We start from the raw sequence: 17,433 nt of genomic DNA, 5'->3' as shown, positions 1-17,433 counted from the left end.
CGCCACGACCGGCGCCGGCGGCGCGGCCGCCGCCGCGCCCTCGCCGACGCCGCCCTCGCCCGGCGCGACCGGCGGACCGACCGCATCCTCGGCCAGCACCGGCGCCGCCTCCAACGGCAATTCCGGCAGCACGGGAAGCGGCGGCGGCGGCAACGGCCGCAAGGGCGGCGCCGGCGGCGGCTCGGGCGCCACCGCCTTTGGCTCGGGCAACATGCGCGCCTGCACCACGTCCACGGCGGGCGTGGGCAGGGCGATGCGCGGCATGCCGGCATAGCCTCCCATCCAGGCGAACAGCAGGGCATGCATCGCCACTACGAGCGTGCCCAGCAGTAGCGCGCGGCGCCGTCCGGAAATGAAGGAAACGATCATGTTCCTAGTGTACCCGTCCCCACTGCCGCTCGCTGTCCAGCAGCTTGCGGCCAGTCTTTGAACAGCTGTTAGTTATCTGCTACGCTACAGAGCCAACCAATGGAGACCACCATGCTCAAACCTCCCTCGCAGAATGTGCCCGGCATGACCGATACGCTCGAGTTCGTGAAGAACCTGTGGGGCGGCATGCAGGTGCCCGGCGTCGGCATGCCCGGCATGCCCGGCATGGGTGCGGCCGGAATGGGCGGCCTGTCCACGGACGAGCTCGACAAACGGATCGCCGACCTGAAGGCGGTCGAGAACTGGCTCAACCTGAACCTCTCGATGCTGCGCACCTCGATCCAGGCCATGGAAGTACAGCGCGGCACGATCGCGGCGCTCAAGTCGATGAGCGACAGCATGGTCCAGGCTATGAACAAGCAGGGCGACCAGACGGCCGCGGTGCCGCCCTTCTCCGCCTTCTTCGCGCCCGGCGGCACGCAGGAAGCGGGCGTTAACGTGCCCGGCGCCGATCCGGCGGCGGCGCCGGCGCCGGAAGCGACCATGCCGGCCGCCGTTGCATGGTGGAACCTGCTGCAGGAGCAGTTCCGTCAGGCCGTGGCCAGCGCCATGCCGGCCGAGGGCGCGCCCGCCCCCGAAGCCAAACCGGCCAAGGAACAGCCGCCCAAGGAGCCGACCGACATGGGCGGGCCGCGCCAGACGCGCCCGAAAGCCGACAAAGCTTGATGCTCCCGGCATGCATCTCCCCATTGCCAGCCCTTCATTTGATTTGACGGGCATCACAAGCGTCCCAGCCGTGCTGAACTGGAGGCAGGGCCGGGCCGCTTGACATTCGACACTTTCCGGTCCGCATGTTTTGTGGGAGACCGCAGGTGTCCACTGTCGACTTTTCCAGTCTCACCCCCGCGCAGGTGGCCGACCTGCGGCGCAAGCTCGAGAGCGCCGGCTGCGCCGTGCCGGCGCGCGCCGCCACGCTCGACCAGTTGGCCGGCGCGATCGCCGCCTTCCGCAAGCAGCAGGGCCTGACGATCACCGGGCCGCTGGACGAGGCGACCTGGCGCCGCCTCGATACCCAGAGCGGCAGCGTGTTCAGCGAAGTGCTGCAAAACGAGCTCGACCTGCTGCGCCCGCGCCCGGACGGCAGCCAGGACCAGGTGATGCCGGCCTGCGCCGCCGAGCTGCTGCGGCGTTCGCACGGCGCGGCCCTGGCCGGGCTGGCGCTGTCCGGCGGCGGCGTGCGCAGCGCCACCTTCAACCTGGGCGCCCTGCAGGCGCTGGCCGAGCTGCGCCTGCTGCGCGACTTCGACTACCTGTCGACGGTGTCGGGAGGCGGTTTCATCGGCGGCTGGCTGTCGAAGTGCATCCGCGAACGCGGCGGCGACGTGCGTGCGGTGGAGGACCTGCTCACGCCCGGAGCGAGCGGCCAGGCGGTCGCCGCCGAGCCGGTGGAAATCCAGTTCCTGCGCCAGTACAGCAACTACCTGACGCCGAAGGGCGGCACCTTCAGCGCCGACACCTGGACCCTGATCGGCACCTACGTGCGCAATACCTGCCTGAACCTGGCGATGCTGGTGGCCTGGCTGTGCGCCCTGCTGATGCTGCCGCGCTTCGCGGTCTGGGCCGTGCACCGCATCATCGGGCCGGCCGGTCCCTGGGCCGCCTGGTCCGACTTCGCCTGGATGCTCGGCATCGTCCTGTTCCTGGTCGCGGTGTTCTGCATCGCGCTGAGCATTTCCAGCAAGCCGGAAAGCTCGCGCGGCCTGCGCCGCTTCCCGCTCGAGCAAGGGGCGGTGCTGGTCTTCATCAACCTGCCGCTGCTGGCGGCGGGATTCCTGGTCAGCATCGGCCTGTGGCGGCACGGCGGCGTGGTGCCGGCGATCTGGGAAGTCGGCCTGCCGGCGCGCTTCGACGGCTGGGGGCTGGCCTGGCTGCTGGTGCCGGGCCTGGTCTACTTCATCGTCTGGGCCAGCGGCTGGTACCTGGCGCACGACCGCACCAGCCCCTACCGCAACGCCGGCTACGTCGTCTGCGCCGCCGGCGCCGCCGCGGTGCTGTCGATGTCGCTGGGCGCGGCGCTGAGCTTCGCGCCGGAGGCCGTCGCCGAATTGATGCCCCTGAAGTTCGCGCGCCTGCTGGCCTGGCCCCTGATCCCGGCGATGATGGCGGCGCTGCTGGTCGGCGCCGCCGGGCTGGCGCTGGAACGGCGGCTCGGACGCCACCACGCCATCCCCGACGTCTCGCGCGCCGAACTGCTCGAAGGCTTCAGTCACTTCGCCTGCGCGATCGGCGCGCTGGCGGTCGGCACCCTGCTGTTGCTGGCGGGGCTGGCGCTGCTGCCGAATCCCCAGCAGCATCGAATCCTGAACAACGCCATCGCCCTGGGCAGCTTCGGCATGCCGCTGATGACGACGCTGTTCTCGGTGACGATGACGCTGATGATCGGCCTGATCGGCTCCCTCTACAGCGACGCCAGCCGCGAATGGTGGAGCCGCCAGGGCGCCTGGTCTTGGATCTTTTCGCTGGCCTGGGTGGCGATGTTCGGCGTCGCCTTCTTCGGCGCGCCGCTGCTGCACTGGGCCTGGCTGACCTTCGACCCGCTGGCCAACGCCGGCACCGCGGTCGGCTGGCTGGTGATGACCTGGCTCGGCCTGAAGGCCGGCAGCGGCAGCGCCACCGGTTCCCCGGACGGCAACTGCGCCAAGCGCGAACTGGCGGCGCGCCTGGCGCCCTATTTCTTCACAATCGGCGTGTTCGCGCTGCTCTCGGCCCTGGTGCAGGCGAGCGTCGCCCTGCCCGAGGTGCGCTGCCCGCAGCCGATCTCCCTGCCCTGCATCTACGCGGCGCACGCCAACGCCACGCTGGCCACCGACGGCGGCACCCTGCTGGTCGCCTTTTCCCTGTTCCTGGGCGCGGCGCTGCTGCTCGGCTGGCGCGTCGACATCAACAAGTTTTCGCTCTACATGCTGTACCGGAACCGGCTGGTGCGCGCCTACTTCGGCGCCAGCAGCCGCACGCGCAAGCCGCACCCCTTCACCGGTTTCGATCCGGAAGACGACCCGCAACTGGCCGATCTGGCCGGCCAGCGCCCCTACCACATCGTCAACACCGCGCTGAACCTGGTCAGCGGCGAGGAGCTGGCCTGGCAGACGAGAAAAGCCGCCTCGTTCGTGTTCACGCCGCGCTTCTGCGGCTTCGAGATGCCGCTGATGCCGGCCCAGGGACCGAACCAGGGCCTGCGCGACGCCCAGCGCGGGGCCTACCGGCCGACGCGCGAATACGCCTCGAAGGCCGGCGCGAGCGACATCGACGCCACCGTGCGCCTGGGGATGGCGGTGGCGCTGTCGGGCGCGGCGGCCAGCCCCAACATGGGCACCCACTCCTCGCCGCCGCTGAACTTCCTGATGACGATGTTTAACGTGCGCCTGGGCCGCTGGTGCCCGAATCCGCGCAAGGCGGTGTGGACCCATTCCTCGCCCGGCATCGGCCTGTTCAGCCTGATCGCCGAGCTGTTCGGCATGACCAACGCCGACGCCAACTACGTCTACCTGTCCGACGGCGGCCACTTCGAGAACCTCGGCATTTATGAGCTGGTGCGGCGGCGCTGCCGCCTGATCGTCGCAGTGGACGTGGCCAGCGACCGCGAGATGGCCTTCGAGGACCTGGGCAACGCGATCCGCAAGTGCGCCACCGACCTGCACGTCAGCATCGAGCTGGACGTGTCGAAGATGGACCTGGTCGCCGGCAGCGGCCTGTGCGGCGGCAGCTGCGCGGTGGGCGCGGTGCGCTACAGCCACGTCGACCCGGGCGGCGTCGACGGCACCCTCCTGTACATCAAGCCGGCCATCATCGGCTCGGAAAACGCGGACGTGCTCAACTACCGCAAGGCCCATCCCGACTACCCGCACCAGAGCACCGCCGACCAGTGGTTCGACGAAGCCCAGTTCGAGAGCTACCGGGCGCTGGGCTACCACATCGTCAGGGCGGCGCTGGGCGGCGCGGCGGCGGCGTCAAAACGGGCGGATGGCGGGCACGATGTCGCGAAGTTGTGTGCGCATTTGCTGCGCGAGCATGGGCTGGCGCCAATGGTGCCGCCTGTGCCTGCCAGGCCGGCGTGCGGGTGCGGCGGGCAATGCGGCTGCGGCCGCGATGCGTTCAGGTAGGGTGGGCGGCTGCGCCGCCCACGCGGTGATTGGTGGCGGCGAGATCATCGGACCCGGAATCGGCACCGATAACGATCACCGCGTGGGCTCGAGAGCCCACCCTACGCCTTTCGATCAGGCCTCGGTATCGACGGAGGCCGCAGGTGCCGGTTCGGATTCCACTGCTTCCCCCTTCGGCGCCAGCGCCGCCAGCTGCTCCATCAGCTGCGCAAAGCGCTGCTGCCCCGGCTGCAGGCGGTCGACGTGGGCCAGCACCTCGTGCGCCTCGGCGGCGAGCAGTTCGGCGTAGCCCTTCTCGCGCATGTGCGAGATCAGCACCTGGGCCGCGTTGAACAGGATGCGCTGGTTGTTCGGCAGTTTTGCGCGCGCATTGCGCATCCATTTGACGGCCTCGTCCAGCTTGCCGGTCTTCCAGAGCAGCACACCCTGGTTCATCAGGTCCGAGGCCTGCTTCTTCGCCGCGCGGATCAGTTCCTCGCCCTCGTCGGCCATGCGCGCCTTGGCGAAGATCGCCTGGACCTCGTCGAGCAGCATCGCGTTGTCGTGGTTGTTGCGGGTGACGTAGCACAGCAGCTCGACCGGCGCGTCCTTCACGCCGACGGCGAACAGCAGGGTCGCCATCTCCAGGCAGGTCGGCACGTCGGGCCGCTCGGGACGGGCATCCAGCAAGGCCTCGATCTCGTCGCCGGCCTTGCGCGCCAGGCGGTAGTCGCCGCTCTCGTGGTAGACCAGGCCCTCGGTGATCTTGGCGCGCAGGCCGATGTCGGCATGCTCGGCGCCGAACTCGCGCTGCGCGGCGCCCAGGTGCACCAGGGCCTCCTTCGGGTCGTTCTTCAGCCCGCACACGCGCGCCAGCCCCAGGTAGGCGTCGGGCGTCTTGCGCACCGAGTACTCGCCGACCGAGATGCACTTGCGGAAGGCCTTCTCGGCCATGCCCACGTTCCCCAGCTTCAGGCAGATCTTGCCCAGGTTGCGCTGGCGCGGCACCGAATTCGGCGACAGCTTCGCCGCGCGCTCCAGGATCGAGCAGGCCTCCTCCAGCTTGCCCATCTGCTGGTAGACCTGGGCCAGCTGGTCGTAGGCGTCGATGTAGTAGCGGTTCTCGGCGATTACGCCGAGGAACATCTGGCGCGCCTGTTCCAGTTCGCCGTTGGCCATCCGGATCTTCGCCAGGCCGGCGCGCGCCCACTGGTATTCGCGCTGCGCCAGCACGCGCTCGTAGGCCTCGCGCGCCCGCTCCGGCTCGCCGCTTTTCTCCATCAGGCGCGCCTTCATGCGCAGCAGCTCGATCTCGTGCACGCGGCTGGCGGCGATCTGCTCGTCGCACAGGCGCGCCGCGCGCAGGTAGTCCTTCTCGGCATAGGCCTGGTCGATCGGGCGGAACACCTGCTTGCGGTGCCAGGCGCGGTTCAGGCGCGTGAGCAGCACGCCTTCGGTGATCGGTTTCACCAGGTAGGCGTCCGGCTGGTGCTCGGCCGCGCCCATCACCGACTCGACGCTTTTTTCGGCCGACACCATCATCCACACGCTCGACGGCAGCAGCAGGTTGCGCACCCGCGCCTCTTCCAGCACCTGCTGGCCGTTCTTGCCGTCGCCGAGGTTGAAGTCGCACAGCACGACGTCGTAGCGCAGTTTCGCCAGCAGGCCGATGGCCTCGCCGCCGCTGGACGCCTGGTCGATGTTGCGCGCGCCCAGGCTGCGCAGGCTCTCGCGCAGCAGCTGGCGCACGCCGATGAAATCGTCGACGACGAGATAGTTCTTGCCGGCCCAGTCGATCTGCTCGGCCTTGCGCTCGGCCGGCTGCTCATTGGGCCGCTCACTGAGTTGATTCACGGGCGGATTGCGCGGCGCGTTCATGGCAGGGTCAGCACGAAGCAGCCGCCACCGAGCCGCCCGCCGTTCTCGAGATGCACGCTGCCGGTGCGGCCGCGATGGCGGTGCATGCGCGCGACCTCGCGCGCGAAGTACAGGCCAAGGCCGGCGCTGTTGGTCTGGAAGTTGACGCCGCTGGCGACGCCGCTCAAGGCCGCGGCGCCGGCTTCCAGCAGGGCCCGCGGGTAGCCGTCGCCGTTGTCCTCGACGCGGATCTCGAGCAGTTCGCCGTCCTGGCGCAGCGCCAGGCGCACGCGGTCGCGCGTATAGTTCACCGCGTTGTTGACGGCATGCGATACCACGCCGACGATCAGGTCCTCGTCCAGGTGCCAGATCAGCCCGGGGTCGACCTCGACCTCGAACCCGATGCCGCGCGCCTGCAGCAGCACCCGGCCCAGGGCCGCCACCTGCTCGGCCAGTTCGCTTGCCGCGATCGGCTGCACGTCGAACGGGTATTCCGGCTGGCCGACCCGTTTATACAGGGCCAGCAGCTGCATCAGGTTGTCGTTCAGGCGGCGCGTCTGGTACAGCATCTGCGCCATCTGCGGATACGCCTGCTCGGTCTCGGGCGAGGCGCCGTCGAGCAGGCGCTCGAGCGTGCCCGAGAGCACGCTGATCGAGTTCTTCATGTCGTGCGCCGTCGAGGCAAGAAACAGCGCGAGCTGCTGGGAATGCGGGGTGTCGTCCATGCGCCGGCGCCCTCCTTCCGGCGCAAAAATTGCCACACGCCAATTATACGCACGGACAGCACCATCGCCGCCTTGCGCGCACGCAGACAGCGCTTATTCCAGCTGCGAACCCTGCGGAACGCGGCTGCTGCGGCGTGCACGCAACACAAAACGCGCCGGATCGAGGGCATCGACCAGCGCCGCCTCCAGCGGCAGCGGCTCGTTTTCCAGCTTCGCTGCGAGCAGTTCGGCGCACAGCGGCGCCCAGATCAGGCCGCGCGATGCATACCCGAGCAGGCCGTGCAGGCCGGGGTGGCGCGGCACGTCGCGCAGGCGCTCGGTGCTGCCGGCGGCATCGAAATCGGGCAGCGCGCCCACCAGCGGCAGGCGGTCCGGCGCCACGCTGCGAAAACCCACCCGGCCCGCCAGGGGCGCGCCGGCGCCCGCTTCCGGATCGGACACCAGCGCCTGCAGGCGCGCGATGTTTTCCTGCTGGCTGGCCGCGCGCAAACCTGGGTCCGCGTCGAGGTCGTAGGTGGCGCCGGCGCAGGCCAGGCCGTTCGCGGCCGGGGTCAAATACGCTTCGCGGCACAGCACGAAGGGCAGCGCCGGCAGCGTGGCGGCGTCGAGGTGGGTCACCTGGCCGCGCAGCGCCGCCAGCGGCAGCCGCGCCGCCTGTTCGAAACGGATCGAGGCCGCGCCGCCGGCCAGCACCACGGTCGGGGCCTGGGCGACCACCGCGCCGTCTTCGCCGCGCACCAGCCATGCGTCATCGCTTCGTTCGAGGCGCACGCTGCCGACACCGAAGCGCTGCACCAGGCGCGCGCCGCAGGCGTCCAGCATGGCCGCGCAGACGCTGCCCGGACGCGCCCAGCCGCCCTGGCGGAACAGCCAGGCGCCGTCAAGCGCCGGCAGGCCGAGCAGCGCCTGCGCCTCGGGCGCTTCCAGCCACGCGGCGAACTCGGACGGATAGGCGCCGGCGGCGGCGATGGTGCGCGACACCCGCGCATGATCCGCGTCGCGCGCCAGCTGCATCACGCCGCAGGCCGCGCCCTCGATCGCGCGCCCGATGCCGCCGATGCTGTCCCAGTAGCGCAGCGCGTACAGGTAGGCTGCGCGCGTCAGGCGCGTCGGGATGTTGTCGTCCTTCGACAGCAGCGGCATGAAGATGCCGGCCAGGTTGCCCGAGGCTTCCATCGCGACGCGCGGATGGCGCTCGACCAGGGTCACCTGCCAGCCGCGCGCGCACAGCTTGTGCGCGGCCGCGCAGCCGGCCAGGCCGGCGCCGATCACGACCGCATGCCGCGGCGGCACCGGCGTCAAGGGCGGGCGCGGCTTTCGGCTGGCGAAGCGCGCGCTGCGCCGCGCTTGATCGAACACGAAACCCTGGGCCGACAGCGCGGCGACCTGCTCGTCGGCGAGCGCGTCGGCGCGCAGGACCGCATCGGCGGCGGCCAGGCGCGCCAGCGCACGGGCGAAGCCGTTGCCCTGCACCCCATGCAGGTAGGCACAATCGATGCGCGCCGCCAGCTGGGCCAGGGCCGTCTCCAGCGGCGCGGCCAGGAGGTCGAGCGTGACGGCGTCGTCATCCTGCGGGACGCGGTGGAAACCCGGCAGCAGCCCTGCGATGAGCGCGACGATGTGCAGGCGCGCGGGCCGCGCCGGATCGGCGCGCCAGGCATCGATCAGCGCGGCGGCCGCAGCGCCGTCGCCGTAATCCGTGTACAGCACGGTATAGCGTGCGCGACCCTGCCACAACGCCGCCGGCGAGAATGGGTCGAATGCGGATGTCACGCCGCTCCCGCGTATCGGAAGCAGTGCGGAGCGTGGTCGTCGACCATGCCGATGCCCTGCATGTAGGCGTAGACGATGGTCGAGCCGACGAACTTGAAGCCGCGCTTCGACAGGTCTTTCGAGATGCGGTCGGACAGCGGCGTCTTGCTGGGACGCGTGCCCTCGCTCCAGTCGCCGACGATCGGTGTGCCGTCGACCCAGGCCCACAGGTAGCTGTCCAGGGTCTGCCCTTCGGCGCGCAGCGCCAGGTAGGCTTTGGCGTTGCCGATTGCCGCCGCCACCTTCAGGCGGTTGCGCACGATGCCGGGATTAGCCAGCAGCTCGGCGACCTTGGCCTCGTCGTAGCGCGCGATCTTTTCCGGGTCCCAGCCGTCGAAGGCGGCGCGGTAGCTCTCGCGCTTGTTGAGGATGGTTTCCCAGGACAGGCCGGCCTGCGCGCCCTCGAGATTGAGCATCTCGAACAGGCGGCGCTCGTCATGGCAGGGCGTGCCCCACTCATGATCGTGGTAGTCGAGGTAACGGGGATTGGCCGGGTTGGCCCAGTTGCAGCGCTTGGTCGTCATGCGCGGAAGTATACGCCAGGCGCAGAGCGAGGAGAACGCCGGCCGCGCGGCCGCGGAAGAACGGGCAGGCAGGCCGTCTTGCGACAGCCCGCCTCCCGATGCGGGCGGTGTATCTACCCGCTTATTTGCCCGAAGTGGTGCCCGACTTGGCGGACGACATCTGCTGGGCGGCCTTCAGGTGCTGCTCGACGGTCGGCAGCATCTTGGTCGCCAGCGCCTTCACGTCGGCATCCTTGGCGTTCTTCTGGTGCTTCTGCAGCATCGCCACGGTGTCCTTGTGCGCCTTCAGGCCGCCGGTCTTCATGTACTCGCGGTCGAAGGCATCGCCGCTCAGCTTGTCCAGCTTAGTAGCCATGGCCTTGTGCTTGGCGTCGAGCTCGGTCGGCAGGGTCACGCCTTTCGACTGCGCCAGCGTCTGCACTTCCTGCAGGGCCTTGCCGTGGTCGTCGATCATCTGCTGGGCGAAGGTTTTCACTTCCTGGCTCTGGCCCTTGGTTTGCGCCATCTTGCCGGCCTCGACTTCGGCCATGTTCGCCATCGCCATGTCGACGACCGCCTTGCTGTCGGCCTTGCTCAGGCTCGCGCTGGCGGTGGCGCCGGCCGCGCCCGAGGCGCCGGACTGGGTCGACGACTGGCTCGACATGCCGGCCGCGCCGGTGCCGGTGCTGCCGCTCATGCCGGCGCTGCCGCTGCTGCTGCCGCTCTGGTGGGCCGCGCCATGCGAGGAAGTGGTCGACGAGGAGCTGCCGGTCTGGCCGGCGGTGCTGGAGCCGACCTGGCCGCTGCGGTCTTCCATGCCCTGGCTGTTGGTGTTGTCGACCGCGCCGTCACGGGCCGACTTGCCCGCCAGGTTCTGGCCGCCCTGGCCCTGCTGGCTTTGCATCTCGGTGGCGCTCGGGGTGGTGGAGGTGGTCTGTGCCTGGACGCCGTGGGCGCCGAGCATGGCCGCTACTGCCGACACGGCGAGCAGTCCTTTCAATACCTTGTTTTTTTGCATGATGCTCTCCTTGGTTGGGGATGGAGCCGGCATCGCGTCTCCTGTGCCGGTGCTCCTGTTCAAATGACATTGCATGCCTGTCCGCCGTCCACACCGCGCAGGCGGTAATGGAACGACAACCGAGCCGAAAAGGAGTGTATCGCCGCGTTTTCGAAGCCAGCGCGCGTTAGCCGCTCGGCAATTTTTTGACGTCGCGCGCAAAAAAACGGCCGGCGCGGGAAGCCCGGCCGGCCATGGGGATCAAGCTGTTGCGAGGATCAGCGGAAGCTCAGGGCCGCCGTCAGGTCGCCCGGGCCGCGTGCGCCGCGCGCCTTGAAGGCGGCGTCGCGCGCAGCCAGGCCTTCCAGTTGCGGCAGGCCGTGCAGGCGCGTGATGAAACGCAGGATCGAGGTGGTGTCGTAGAAGTTGTGATCGACCGCGCCCTTCTTCGCGTGCGGCGAGACGACGATCGCCGGAATGCGCGAACCCGGGCCCCAGCGGTCGCCTTGCGGCGGCGCCACGTGGTCCCACCAGCCGCCGTTCTCGTCGAACGTGATGACCACCACCATGTCCTTCCACTGCGGCGACTTCCTGAGGTGCTCGATCACGTTGGCGACGTGGGCGTCGCCCGACTCGATGTCCGAGTAGCCGGCGTGCAGGTTCAGGTTGCCTTGCGGCTTGTAGAAGCTGACCGCCGGCAGCTTGCCGGCCACCGCGTCGGCGATGAAGCGGTTCGAGATCGGGCTGTCGCCCAGGCCGCCGTCGCGCAGGTGTTCGGCGCGCGCCTTGGTGCCCGGCGCGAACTGCTTGAAATAGTTGAAGGGCTGGTGATGGTGCTGGAAGTTCGGGCGCTGGCCGGCGCCGCGGCCGTCGATCGCCGCCTGCCAGGCGCCGCCGTACCAGGCCCAGCTGACGTTCGCGCGCGACAGCAGGTCGCCGATGGTGTCGTAGCTTTGCGGCGGCAGTACCGACGGGTCGTTCGGGTCGGCGATGTTGGCGTCGCCGCCCGGCGCCGGGCGCACCCAGCTCGGCTGGTAGGGCGGCGCCATGGTATTCACGGCATACCCGTCCGGCGTGATCGCGCCGGAATGCACGAACTTCGGCTTGCCGTCCAGCGCGCTCTTCGGCGAATCCGGCGCCACCGCCAGGCGGTTGCCCTGCGGGCCGTCTTCCAGCACCGCGATCTTCTTCTTCGCCGGGGTCTCGGCGGCGTTGAAGAATTCCGGCGTGCGGCCGCTGATCAGGAACTGGTGGTTCAGGTAGGAGCCGCCGAAGGCGCCCATGAAGAAGTTGTCGCACAGCGTGTACTCGCGCGCGATCTGCCACAGGCCCAGGTGCTGCTCGGTCTCGCCGTAATAGCCCATCACCAGCGCGCCGGAATCGCCCCAGGCGACGAAACCGTCGTTCTTGCCGCCGTTGATCTGCATCTGGTTGTGATAAAAATTGTGCACCAGGTCGCGCGTGACCAGGCCTTCCGGCAGCGGCTGGCCTTCGCCGTCGACCAGTTTCCACGGCGCGTTCGGCAGGTTGGCGATCTTGTCCTCGCCGATCTGGTATTCCTTGCCGCCGATGTCCTGGCGCCCCGGCACCATGCCGCCCCAGATCTTCGGCAAGGCCGGCAGGACCGAGCCGTCGCGGTCCTTCTGCGGCGCCGCGCTGGCCGGCAGCGGCGCGGCCAGGCCCGGGAAGTTGGCGAACAGGTTGTTGAAGCTGCGGTTTTCGAGGTAGATCACGACCACGTTCTTGACGTTCGCCTTGAGCTTGGCGTCGAGCGAGGCGGCAGGTTTGGCGGCGCGCTTCGACGCTGCCGCGGCCTCGGCGGCAGCCGGCAGCGTGCCGCCGAGACCGACCGCGGCGGCGGCCTGGAAGATGCGGCGGCGGCCCGGGCTCGCGGGTTGGTTGTCCTTGGTGTCGTGATCGTGGTCTTGCACTTGCTTCTCCTGTGGTTCAGCGCGGGAAGCAGGGATTATCGTTTCTTTCTTGCCCAAGGGGAACAGCTATCGCACGCGGGGCGCGGCGGCGCGGCCGCTGGCCGGCACCGCTGTTGCGTGGCGGCGTAAGGACAAGTAAATATGGCGCAGGCTTACGGCCGCGTGGCGTCGAGCGCGGCGGCGCTGCGCGCGCCCGCGTCGAGCAGGGCGGCCACCGCCTCGACCAGCAGCGCCGGCGTGACCGGCTTGACGATGTAGTCGGTGAAGCCGCAGGCAAAGGCGCGCTCGCGGTCTTCCTTGCGCGCGAAGGCCGACAGCGCCAGCGCCGGCACCATGCACAGCTGGTTGTCGGCAAGCGCGCGCACGCGGCGGATCAGCTCGAAGCCGTCCATGTCGGGCATGCCGATGTCGCTCACCAGGAGCTGCGGCCGACGCTCCTGCAGCAGGCGCAAAGCGTCCAGCGGCGAGGCGGCGGCGATGACCTCGGCCCCGGCGCCCTGCAGGACCGTGCGCACCACGTCGAGCGAATCGGCGTCGTCGTCGAGCGCGAGGATGACCGTGCCGGAGAGGTCGGGCAGCGGCGCCTGCGCACCGGCCGCCTGCGCCTCGCCGGGCGCCGCATCGGGCGCCTGCGCCCAGTCGGGCAGCGCCGGCTGCAGCGGCAGGCGCACCGTGAAGGTCGCGCCCTGCCCTTCGCCGGCGCTGTCGACGCCGACCGTGCCGCCATGCAGCTCGACCAGCTGGCGCACGATCGACAGGCCGAGCCCGAGGCCGCCGTGCTGGCGCGTGGTCGAGGTGTCGCCCTGGCGGAAGCGGTCGAACACGTAGGGCAGGAAGTCGGCGCGGATGCCGGCGCCGGTATCGCGCACGCGCATCGCGACCTGCTCGCCCTCGCGCCACAGCGACACCTCGACCGCGCCGCCGGCTGGGGTGAACTTGATCGCGTTCGACACCAGGTTCCACATCACCTGCTGCATGCGGACGCTGTCGGCCAGCACCGGGCCGGCCTCCTGGTCGAGCTCGGCGTCGAGGCGGATGCGCTTGGCCAGCGCCGTCGGCCCCAGCGATTCGACCACGGTGCCGACGAATTCGGCGGGGCGCACCGGCTGCAGGTCGAGCCTGACCTTGCCCGACAGGATGCGGCTCATGTCGAGCAGGTCGTCGACCAGCTGGGCCTGGGCGCGCGCGTTGCGCTCGATCGTTTCCAGCCCCCTGCGCAGCATGTCGCCGCCGACCGGCCCCTTGCCCAGCAGCTGCGACCAGCCGAGGATCGCGTTGAGCGGGGTGCGCAGCTCGTGCGAGACGGTCGACAGGAATTCGTCCTTCAGCTGGTTCAGGCGCTCGGCCTCGATGCGCGCCTCGACTTCGTGCAGGTAAAGCGTCTTGCGCTCCTCGGCGATCGCCAGCGAAGCGTCCAGGCTGGCCGCGCGCGCCTGCAGGCGCGCATCGTAGACCGACACCAGCAGGGCCACCAGCAGGATGCCGACGATGACGACGGTGACGATCAGCGCCAGGTTGCGCGGATTGATCCAGCCCTCGGCGGCCAGGCAGATGCTGCCTGCGGGGAAGCGCGCGGCCGCCATGCCGGTGTAGTGCATGCCGGCGACGGCGAAACCCATCACCAGCGCGGCGGCAAGCTGGACCAGCCAGGCGCCGGAAGCACCCTGGCGCAGGCGAAAGGCGATCCACAGCGCGCCGGCCGAGGCGGCGACGGCGATCAGCACCGACAGCGCGAACAGCAACGGGTCATACTGAATGCTTGGGAACATGCGCATGGCCGCCATGCCGGTGTAGTGCATCGCATTGATGCCCACGCCCATCAGGAGTGCGCTCGACGCCAGGTGGCGCGGCGCGAGCACGGGCGCGCGCAGCTGCCACAGCGCCATGCCGCAGACGAGGATCGGCAGCAGCAGCGACAGCACGGTGAGCGGCAGGTCGTAGCCGAGCGGGATCGGCAGGTGGAAGGCCAGCATGCCGATGAAATGCATGGCCCAGATGCCGCCGCCCATCGCCAGCGCGCCGCCGGCGGTCCAGGCCCAGCTGGCGTAGCCGTGCGCCTGCTTGACGCGGCCGGCCACGCTCAGCGCGGCATAGGACGCGAACACGGCGACCAGGACCGAGACCAGTACGAGCGACGGATCGTAGCGACCAATAAGCATGGGTTGATGGATCTCCTGGGACATGGCAGACGGCGCCGCGCCTGCCAGCTGTCAATACGGGATTGGCTGCCAGTATAGACCGGCTACCGCGGAGTGCGGTCCCGAGCGGTGAAAAAGTTTACCGAAAGATACATATGATAACTGCTGGAAAGGTTCTGCAGAAGAATTGTGCTACGTTTCGCGCGATTTGCGTGTTGTACCGAACCGATCAGGGAAAGGCACATGGGTATCGTCCTGTTTTCAATCGTGCAGGACCTTCAGCGGAGTTTTCTCATGCAAAAACAGCAAGCAGGCATTGTCGGCGGCCTGATCGCGGGCGTACTGACCAGCGTCGTCATGCTGGCGGGCCGCAAGAGCGGCATGTTGACGAAGACACTCGACCGCGATGCGGTCGACTGGATCGATGAGGTAGCCGATTCCCGTGAAAAAATCGGGGATGCCGGCACCACCGCGCTCGAGTTCGTCAATCACCTCGGCGCCTCGGCGGCTTTCGGCGCCGCCTGGCCGGCACTGCGCGAACGCGTGCCCGGCCTGTCGCCGCTCGCACTCGGGACGCTGTACGGCACGGCGCTGTATGCCGTGAATATCGGCGCCATCGCCCCTGTCCTCGGCATTACCGAAGGCGAGATCCAGGCCGGACCGCGCAAGGCCGGCGAGCGCTGGGCCATCCACGTGCTGCAAGCCGTCGCCACCGGCCTCATCGCCGAACGCCTGAGCGCCGGTTCGCGGCACGGCTGACCCCGCCCCTGCAAAGACCACCTCGCCTCACAGGCAAGGCGGTCTTTGCCACACCAAGTATTACATCAATCGAACTTCGAAAAGTCCGGCTTGCGCTTCTGGAAGAAGGCGGTAAAGGCTTCCTTCGCCTCCGGGCCGACCAGCATGGCGCTGAACTGCTTGTTCTCGACGCCCATGGTCTCGGCGACGACGGCCGCGCGCGGGCGCCGCATCAGCGCCTTGGTGGCGCGGATCGAGGCGGCCGGCAGCGCTACCAGTTTCGCGGCCTGCGCCTGGGCGAAGGCCAGCAGCTCGGCGGCCGGCAGCACGCGCGCGACGATACCCATCTCGAAGGCTTCCTGGGCGTTGAACGCTTCGCCCAGCATCAGTTTTTCGGCGGCGCGGGTGTAGCCGGCGGTCTGCGCGACCAGCAGCGACGAGGCGAATTCCGGGCACAGGCCGAGCTGGGTGAAGGGCATCGAGAACTTGGCGTTGTCGGCGGCATAGACCAGGTCGCAGTGCATCAGCATGGTGGTGCCGATGCCCACGGCCGCGCCGGCCACGGCGGCAACGACCGGCTTGCTGCAGCCTTCCAGCGCCTTCATGAACTGGAACACCGGACGGTCTTCCGTCATCGCGCCTTCGCCGACGTTGTTCAGGAAGTCGTCGAGGTCGTTACCGGCGGTGAAGATTTCCGGTTTGCCGGTGATCAGGACGGCGCGCACGGCCGGGTCCTGGTCGGCGTCCTTGAGCGCATCGGCCATGGTCTGGTACATGGCGCCGGTGATCGCGTTCTTGCGCTCGAGGCGGTTGAATTCGATGGTGAGGATGCCGTTTTCTTTGTTCGTCTGGATCGTCATTTTCAGTCTCCGGGGTGTTTTGGGGCACGAAAGACAGCGTGGGCACAGGTGCCCACCCTACGAAACCGTCTCATGTAGGGTGCGCACCTGTGCCCACGCGGCGATAGGTAAAGGCCGCATCAACGCACACGTCGATACGGCCACTATCGAAATTAAACGCGCTCGATGATACCAGCCGCGCCCATGCCGGCGCCGACGCACATCGTCACCATGCCGTACTTCAGGTTGTTGCGGCGCAGTGCGTGCACGACGGTCGCGGCGCGGATCGCGCCGGTGGCGCCCAGCGGGTGGCCGAGGGCGATCGCGCCGCCCATCGGGTTGACCTTGCTGGTGTCCAGGCCCAGGTCGCGGATCACGGCCAGCGCCTGGGCGGCGAAGGCTTCGTTCAGCTCGATCCAGTCCAGCTGGTCCTGGGTGAGGCCGGCGGCGGCCAGCGCTGCAGGAATCGCGACCTTCGGGCCGATGCCCATGATCTCCGGCGGCACGCCGCGCACGGCGAACGAGGAGAACTTGGCCAGCGGGGTCAGGTTGTGCTCCTTCAGGATCTTCTCGCTGACGACGATCAGCGCGCCGGCGCCGTCCGACATCTGCGACGAGGTCGCGGCGGTGACGGTGCCCTTGGCGGCGAAGACGGGCTTGAGCTTGGCCATCGACTCCATGCTGGCGTCGGCGCGCGGGCCTTCGTCGGCGTCGACCGTGCGGCGCTTGACCGACACTTCACCGGTGGCCAGATTCGGCGTGCGGGTGACGATCTCGACCGGGGTGATCTCGTCCTTGAACAGGCCGGCCTGCTGGGCGGCGATGGCGCGGCGGTGCGATTCCAGGCCGAAGGCGTCCTGGTCTTCACGCGACACTTTCCACTGCTGCGCCACTTTTTCGGCGGTCAGGCCCATGCCGTAGGCCAGGCCCACGTTCTCGTCCTTGAAGGTCTCCATGTTGATCGACGGATGGTGGCCCATCATCGGAACCATCGACATCGATTCCACGCCGCCGGCGATCATCACGTCGGCTTCGCCGACGCGGATGCGGTCCGCCGCCATGGCCAGGGCGGTGATGCCCGAGGCGCAGTAACGGTTGACGGTCACGCCGCCGACGGTGTTCGGCAGGCCGGCCAGCACCACCGAGTTACGGGCGATGTTGAAGCCCTGCTCCGCTTCCGGGAACGAGCAGCCGACGATGGCGTCGACGATCAGGGCCGGGTCCAGGTTCGGCACGGCGGCCATGGCGCCCTTGATGGCGGCGACCAGCAGGTCGTCCGGGCGGGTCTTGTTGAACATGCCGCGCGGCGCCTTGCCGATCGGGGTGCGGGTCGCTGCGACGATGTATGCGTCTTGAAGTTGTTTGCTCATGTTGGTCGTCCTGTC

At 69.1% G+C, this 17,433-nt stretch carries 12 protein-coding genes and 1 pseudogene; 3 read left to right on the top strand and 10 right to left on the bottom strand.

Features of this window, described 5'->3' with window-relative positions; genetic code table 11:
- Positions 1–369, bottom strand: a pseudogene (locus RT688_RS14140) (hypothetical protein); the annotation flags it as partial.
- Positions 370–480: 111 nt separating this feature from the next.
- Here RT688_RS14140 and RT688_RS14135 point away from each other — a divergent pair.
- Positions 481–1,095 (top strand): PhaM family polyhydroxyalkanoate granule multifunctional regulatory protein, encoded by a 615-nt coding sequence (locus RT688_RS14135; RefSeq protein ID WP_313705490.1) that lies wholly within the window; start codon positions 481–483, stop codon positions 1,093–1,095.
- Between the two features lie 146 nt (positions 1,096–1,241).
- Complete coding sequence (locus RT688_RS14130) at positions 1,242–4,529, top strand: patatin-like phospholipase family protein (RefSeq protein ID WP_313705489.1); 3,288 nt, start codon at positions 1,242–1,244, stop codon at positions 4,527–4,529.
- Between the two features lie 114 nt (positions 4,530–4,643).
- On the opposite strand, the gene RT688_RS14125 is transcribed toward RT688_RS14130, so the two are convergent.
- From RT688_RS14125 to RT688_RS14095, 7 genes are all read right to left on the bottom strand, one after another.
- Entirely contained in the window at positions 4,644–6,386 is a 1,743-nt protein-coding gene (locus tag RT688_RS14125; protein ID WP_409521918.1) for a response regulator, read from the bottom strand.
- Positions 6,383–7,090 carry a HAMP domain-containing sensor histidine kinase gene (locus RT688_RS14120; RefSeq protein WP_313705487.1) on the bottom strand — a complete coding sequence of 236 codons (708 nt, stop codon included), beginning with the start codon at positions 7,088–7,090 and terminating at the stop codon, positions 6,383–6,385. Before RT688_RS14120 ends, RT688_RS14125 begins: the two co-directional genes overlap by 4 nt.
- 93 nt (positions 7,091–7,183) lie before the next feature.
- Positions 7,184–8,863: an FAD-dependent 5-carboxymethylaminomethyl-2-thiouridine(34) oxidoreductase MnmC gene (gene mnmC, locus RT688_RS14115; RefSeq protein WP_313705486.1), complete on the bottom strand. Its 1,680-nt coding sequence runs from the start codon at positions 8,861–8,863 to the stop codon at positions 7,184–7,186.
- Positions 8,860–9,426 (bottom strand): DNA-3-methyladenine glycosylase I, encoded by a 567-nt coding sequence (locus RT688_RS14110; protein WP_313705485.1) that lies wholly within the window; start codon positions 9,424–9,426, stop codon positions 8,860–8,862. Before RT688_RS14110 ends, mnmC begins: the two co-directional genes overlap by 4 nt.
- A gap of 121 nt (positions 9,427–9,547) precedes the next feature.
- A complete protein-coding gene (locus tag RT688_RS14105) occupies positions 9,548–10,423 on the bottom strand; it encodes a DUF4142 domain-containing protein (protein WP_313705484.1) in 876 nt (291 codons plus the stop codon).
- A gap of 257 nt (positions 10,424–10,680) precedes the next feature.
- On the bottom strand, positions 10,681–12,333 hold the full coding sequence (locus RT688_RS14100; protein WP_313705483.1) for an acid phosphatase: 1,653 nt from the start codon (positions 12,331–12,333) through the stop codon (positions 10,681–10,683).
- Positions 12,334–12,485: 152 nt separating this feature from the next.
- Positions 12,486–14,492: an MHYT domain-containing protein gene (locus RT688_RS14095; RefSeq protein WP_313705482.1), complete on the bottom strand. Its 2,007-nt coding sequence runs from the start codon at positions 14,490–14,492 to the stop codon at positions 12,486–12,488.
- Positions 14,493–14,714: 222 nt separating this feature from the next.
- Between RT688_RS14095 and RT688_RS14090 the strand changes: the two genes are divergently transcribed.
- The gene (locus tag RT688_RS14090; RefSeq protein WP_313705481.1) at positions 14,715–15,230 is read left to right on the top strand and encodes a hypothetical protein; all 516 of its coding nucleotides are present in this window, start codon (positions 14,715–14,717) and stop codon (positions 15,228–15,230) included.
- Positions 15,231–15,295: 65 nt separating this feature from the next.
- Here RT688_RS14090 and RT688_RS14085 read toward each other — a convergent pair whose 3' ends face one another.
- Positions 15,296–16,069, bottom strand: coding sequence for an enoyl-CoA hydratase (locus tag RT688_RS14085; RefSeq protein ID WP_313705480.1), 774 nt, complete (start codon positions 16,067–16,069; stop codon positions 15,296–15,298).
- 152 nt (positions 16,070–16,221) lie between these two features.
- Complete coding sequence (locus RT688_RS14080) at positions 16,222–17,418, bottom strand: acetyl-CoA C-acyltransferase (protein ID WP_313705479.1); 1,197 nt, start codon at positions 17,416–17,418, stop codon at positions 16,222–16,224.
- Between the last annotated feature and the right edge of the window lie 15 nt (positions 17,419–17,433).

This window comes from Massilia sp., from assembly GCF_032106685.1.
Classification (GTDB): Bacteria; Pseudomonadota; Gammaproteobacteria; order Burkholderiales; family Burkholderiaceae_D; genus Telluria.
This window is presented reverse-complemented; position numbering and strand designations above follow the sequence as displayed.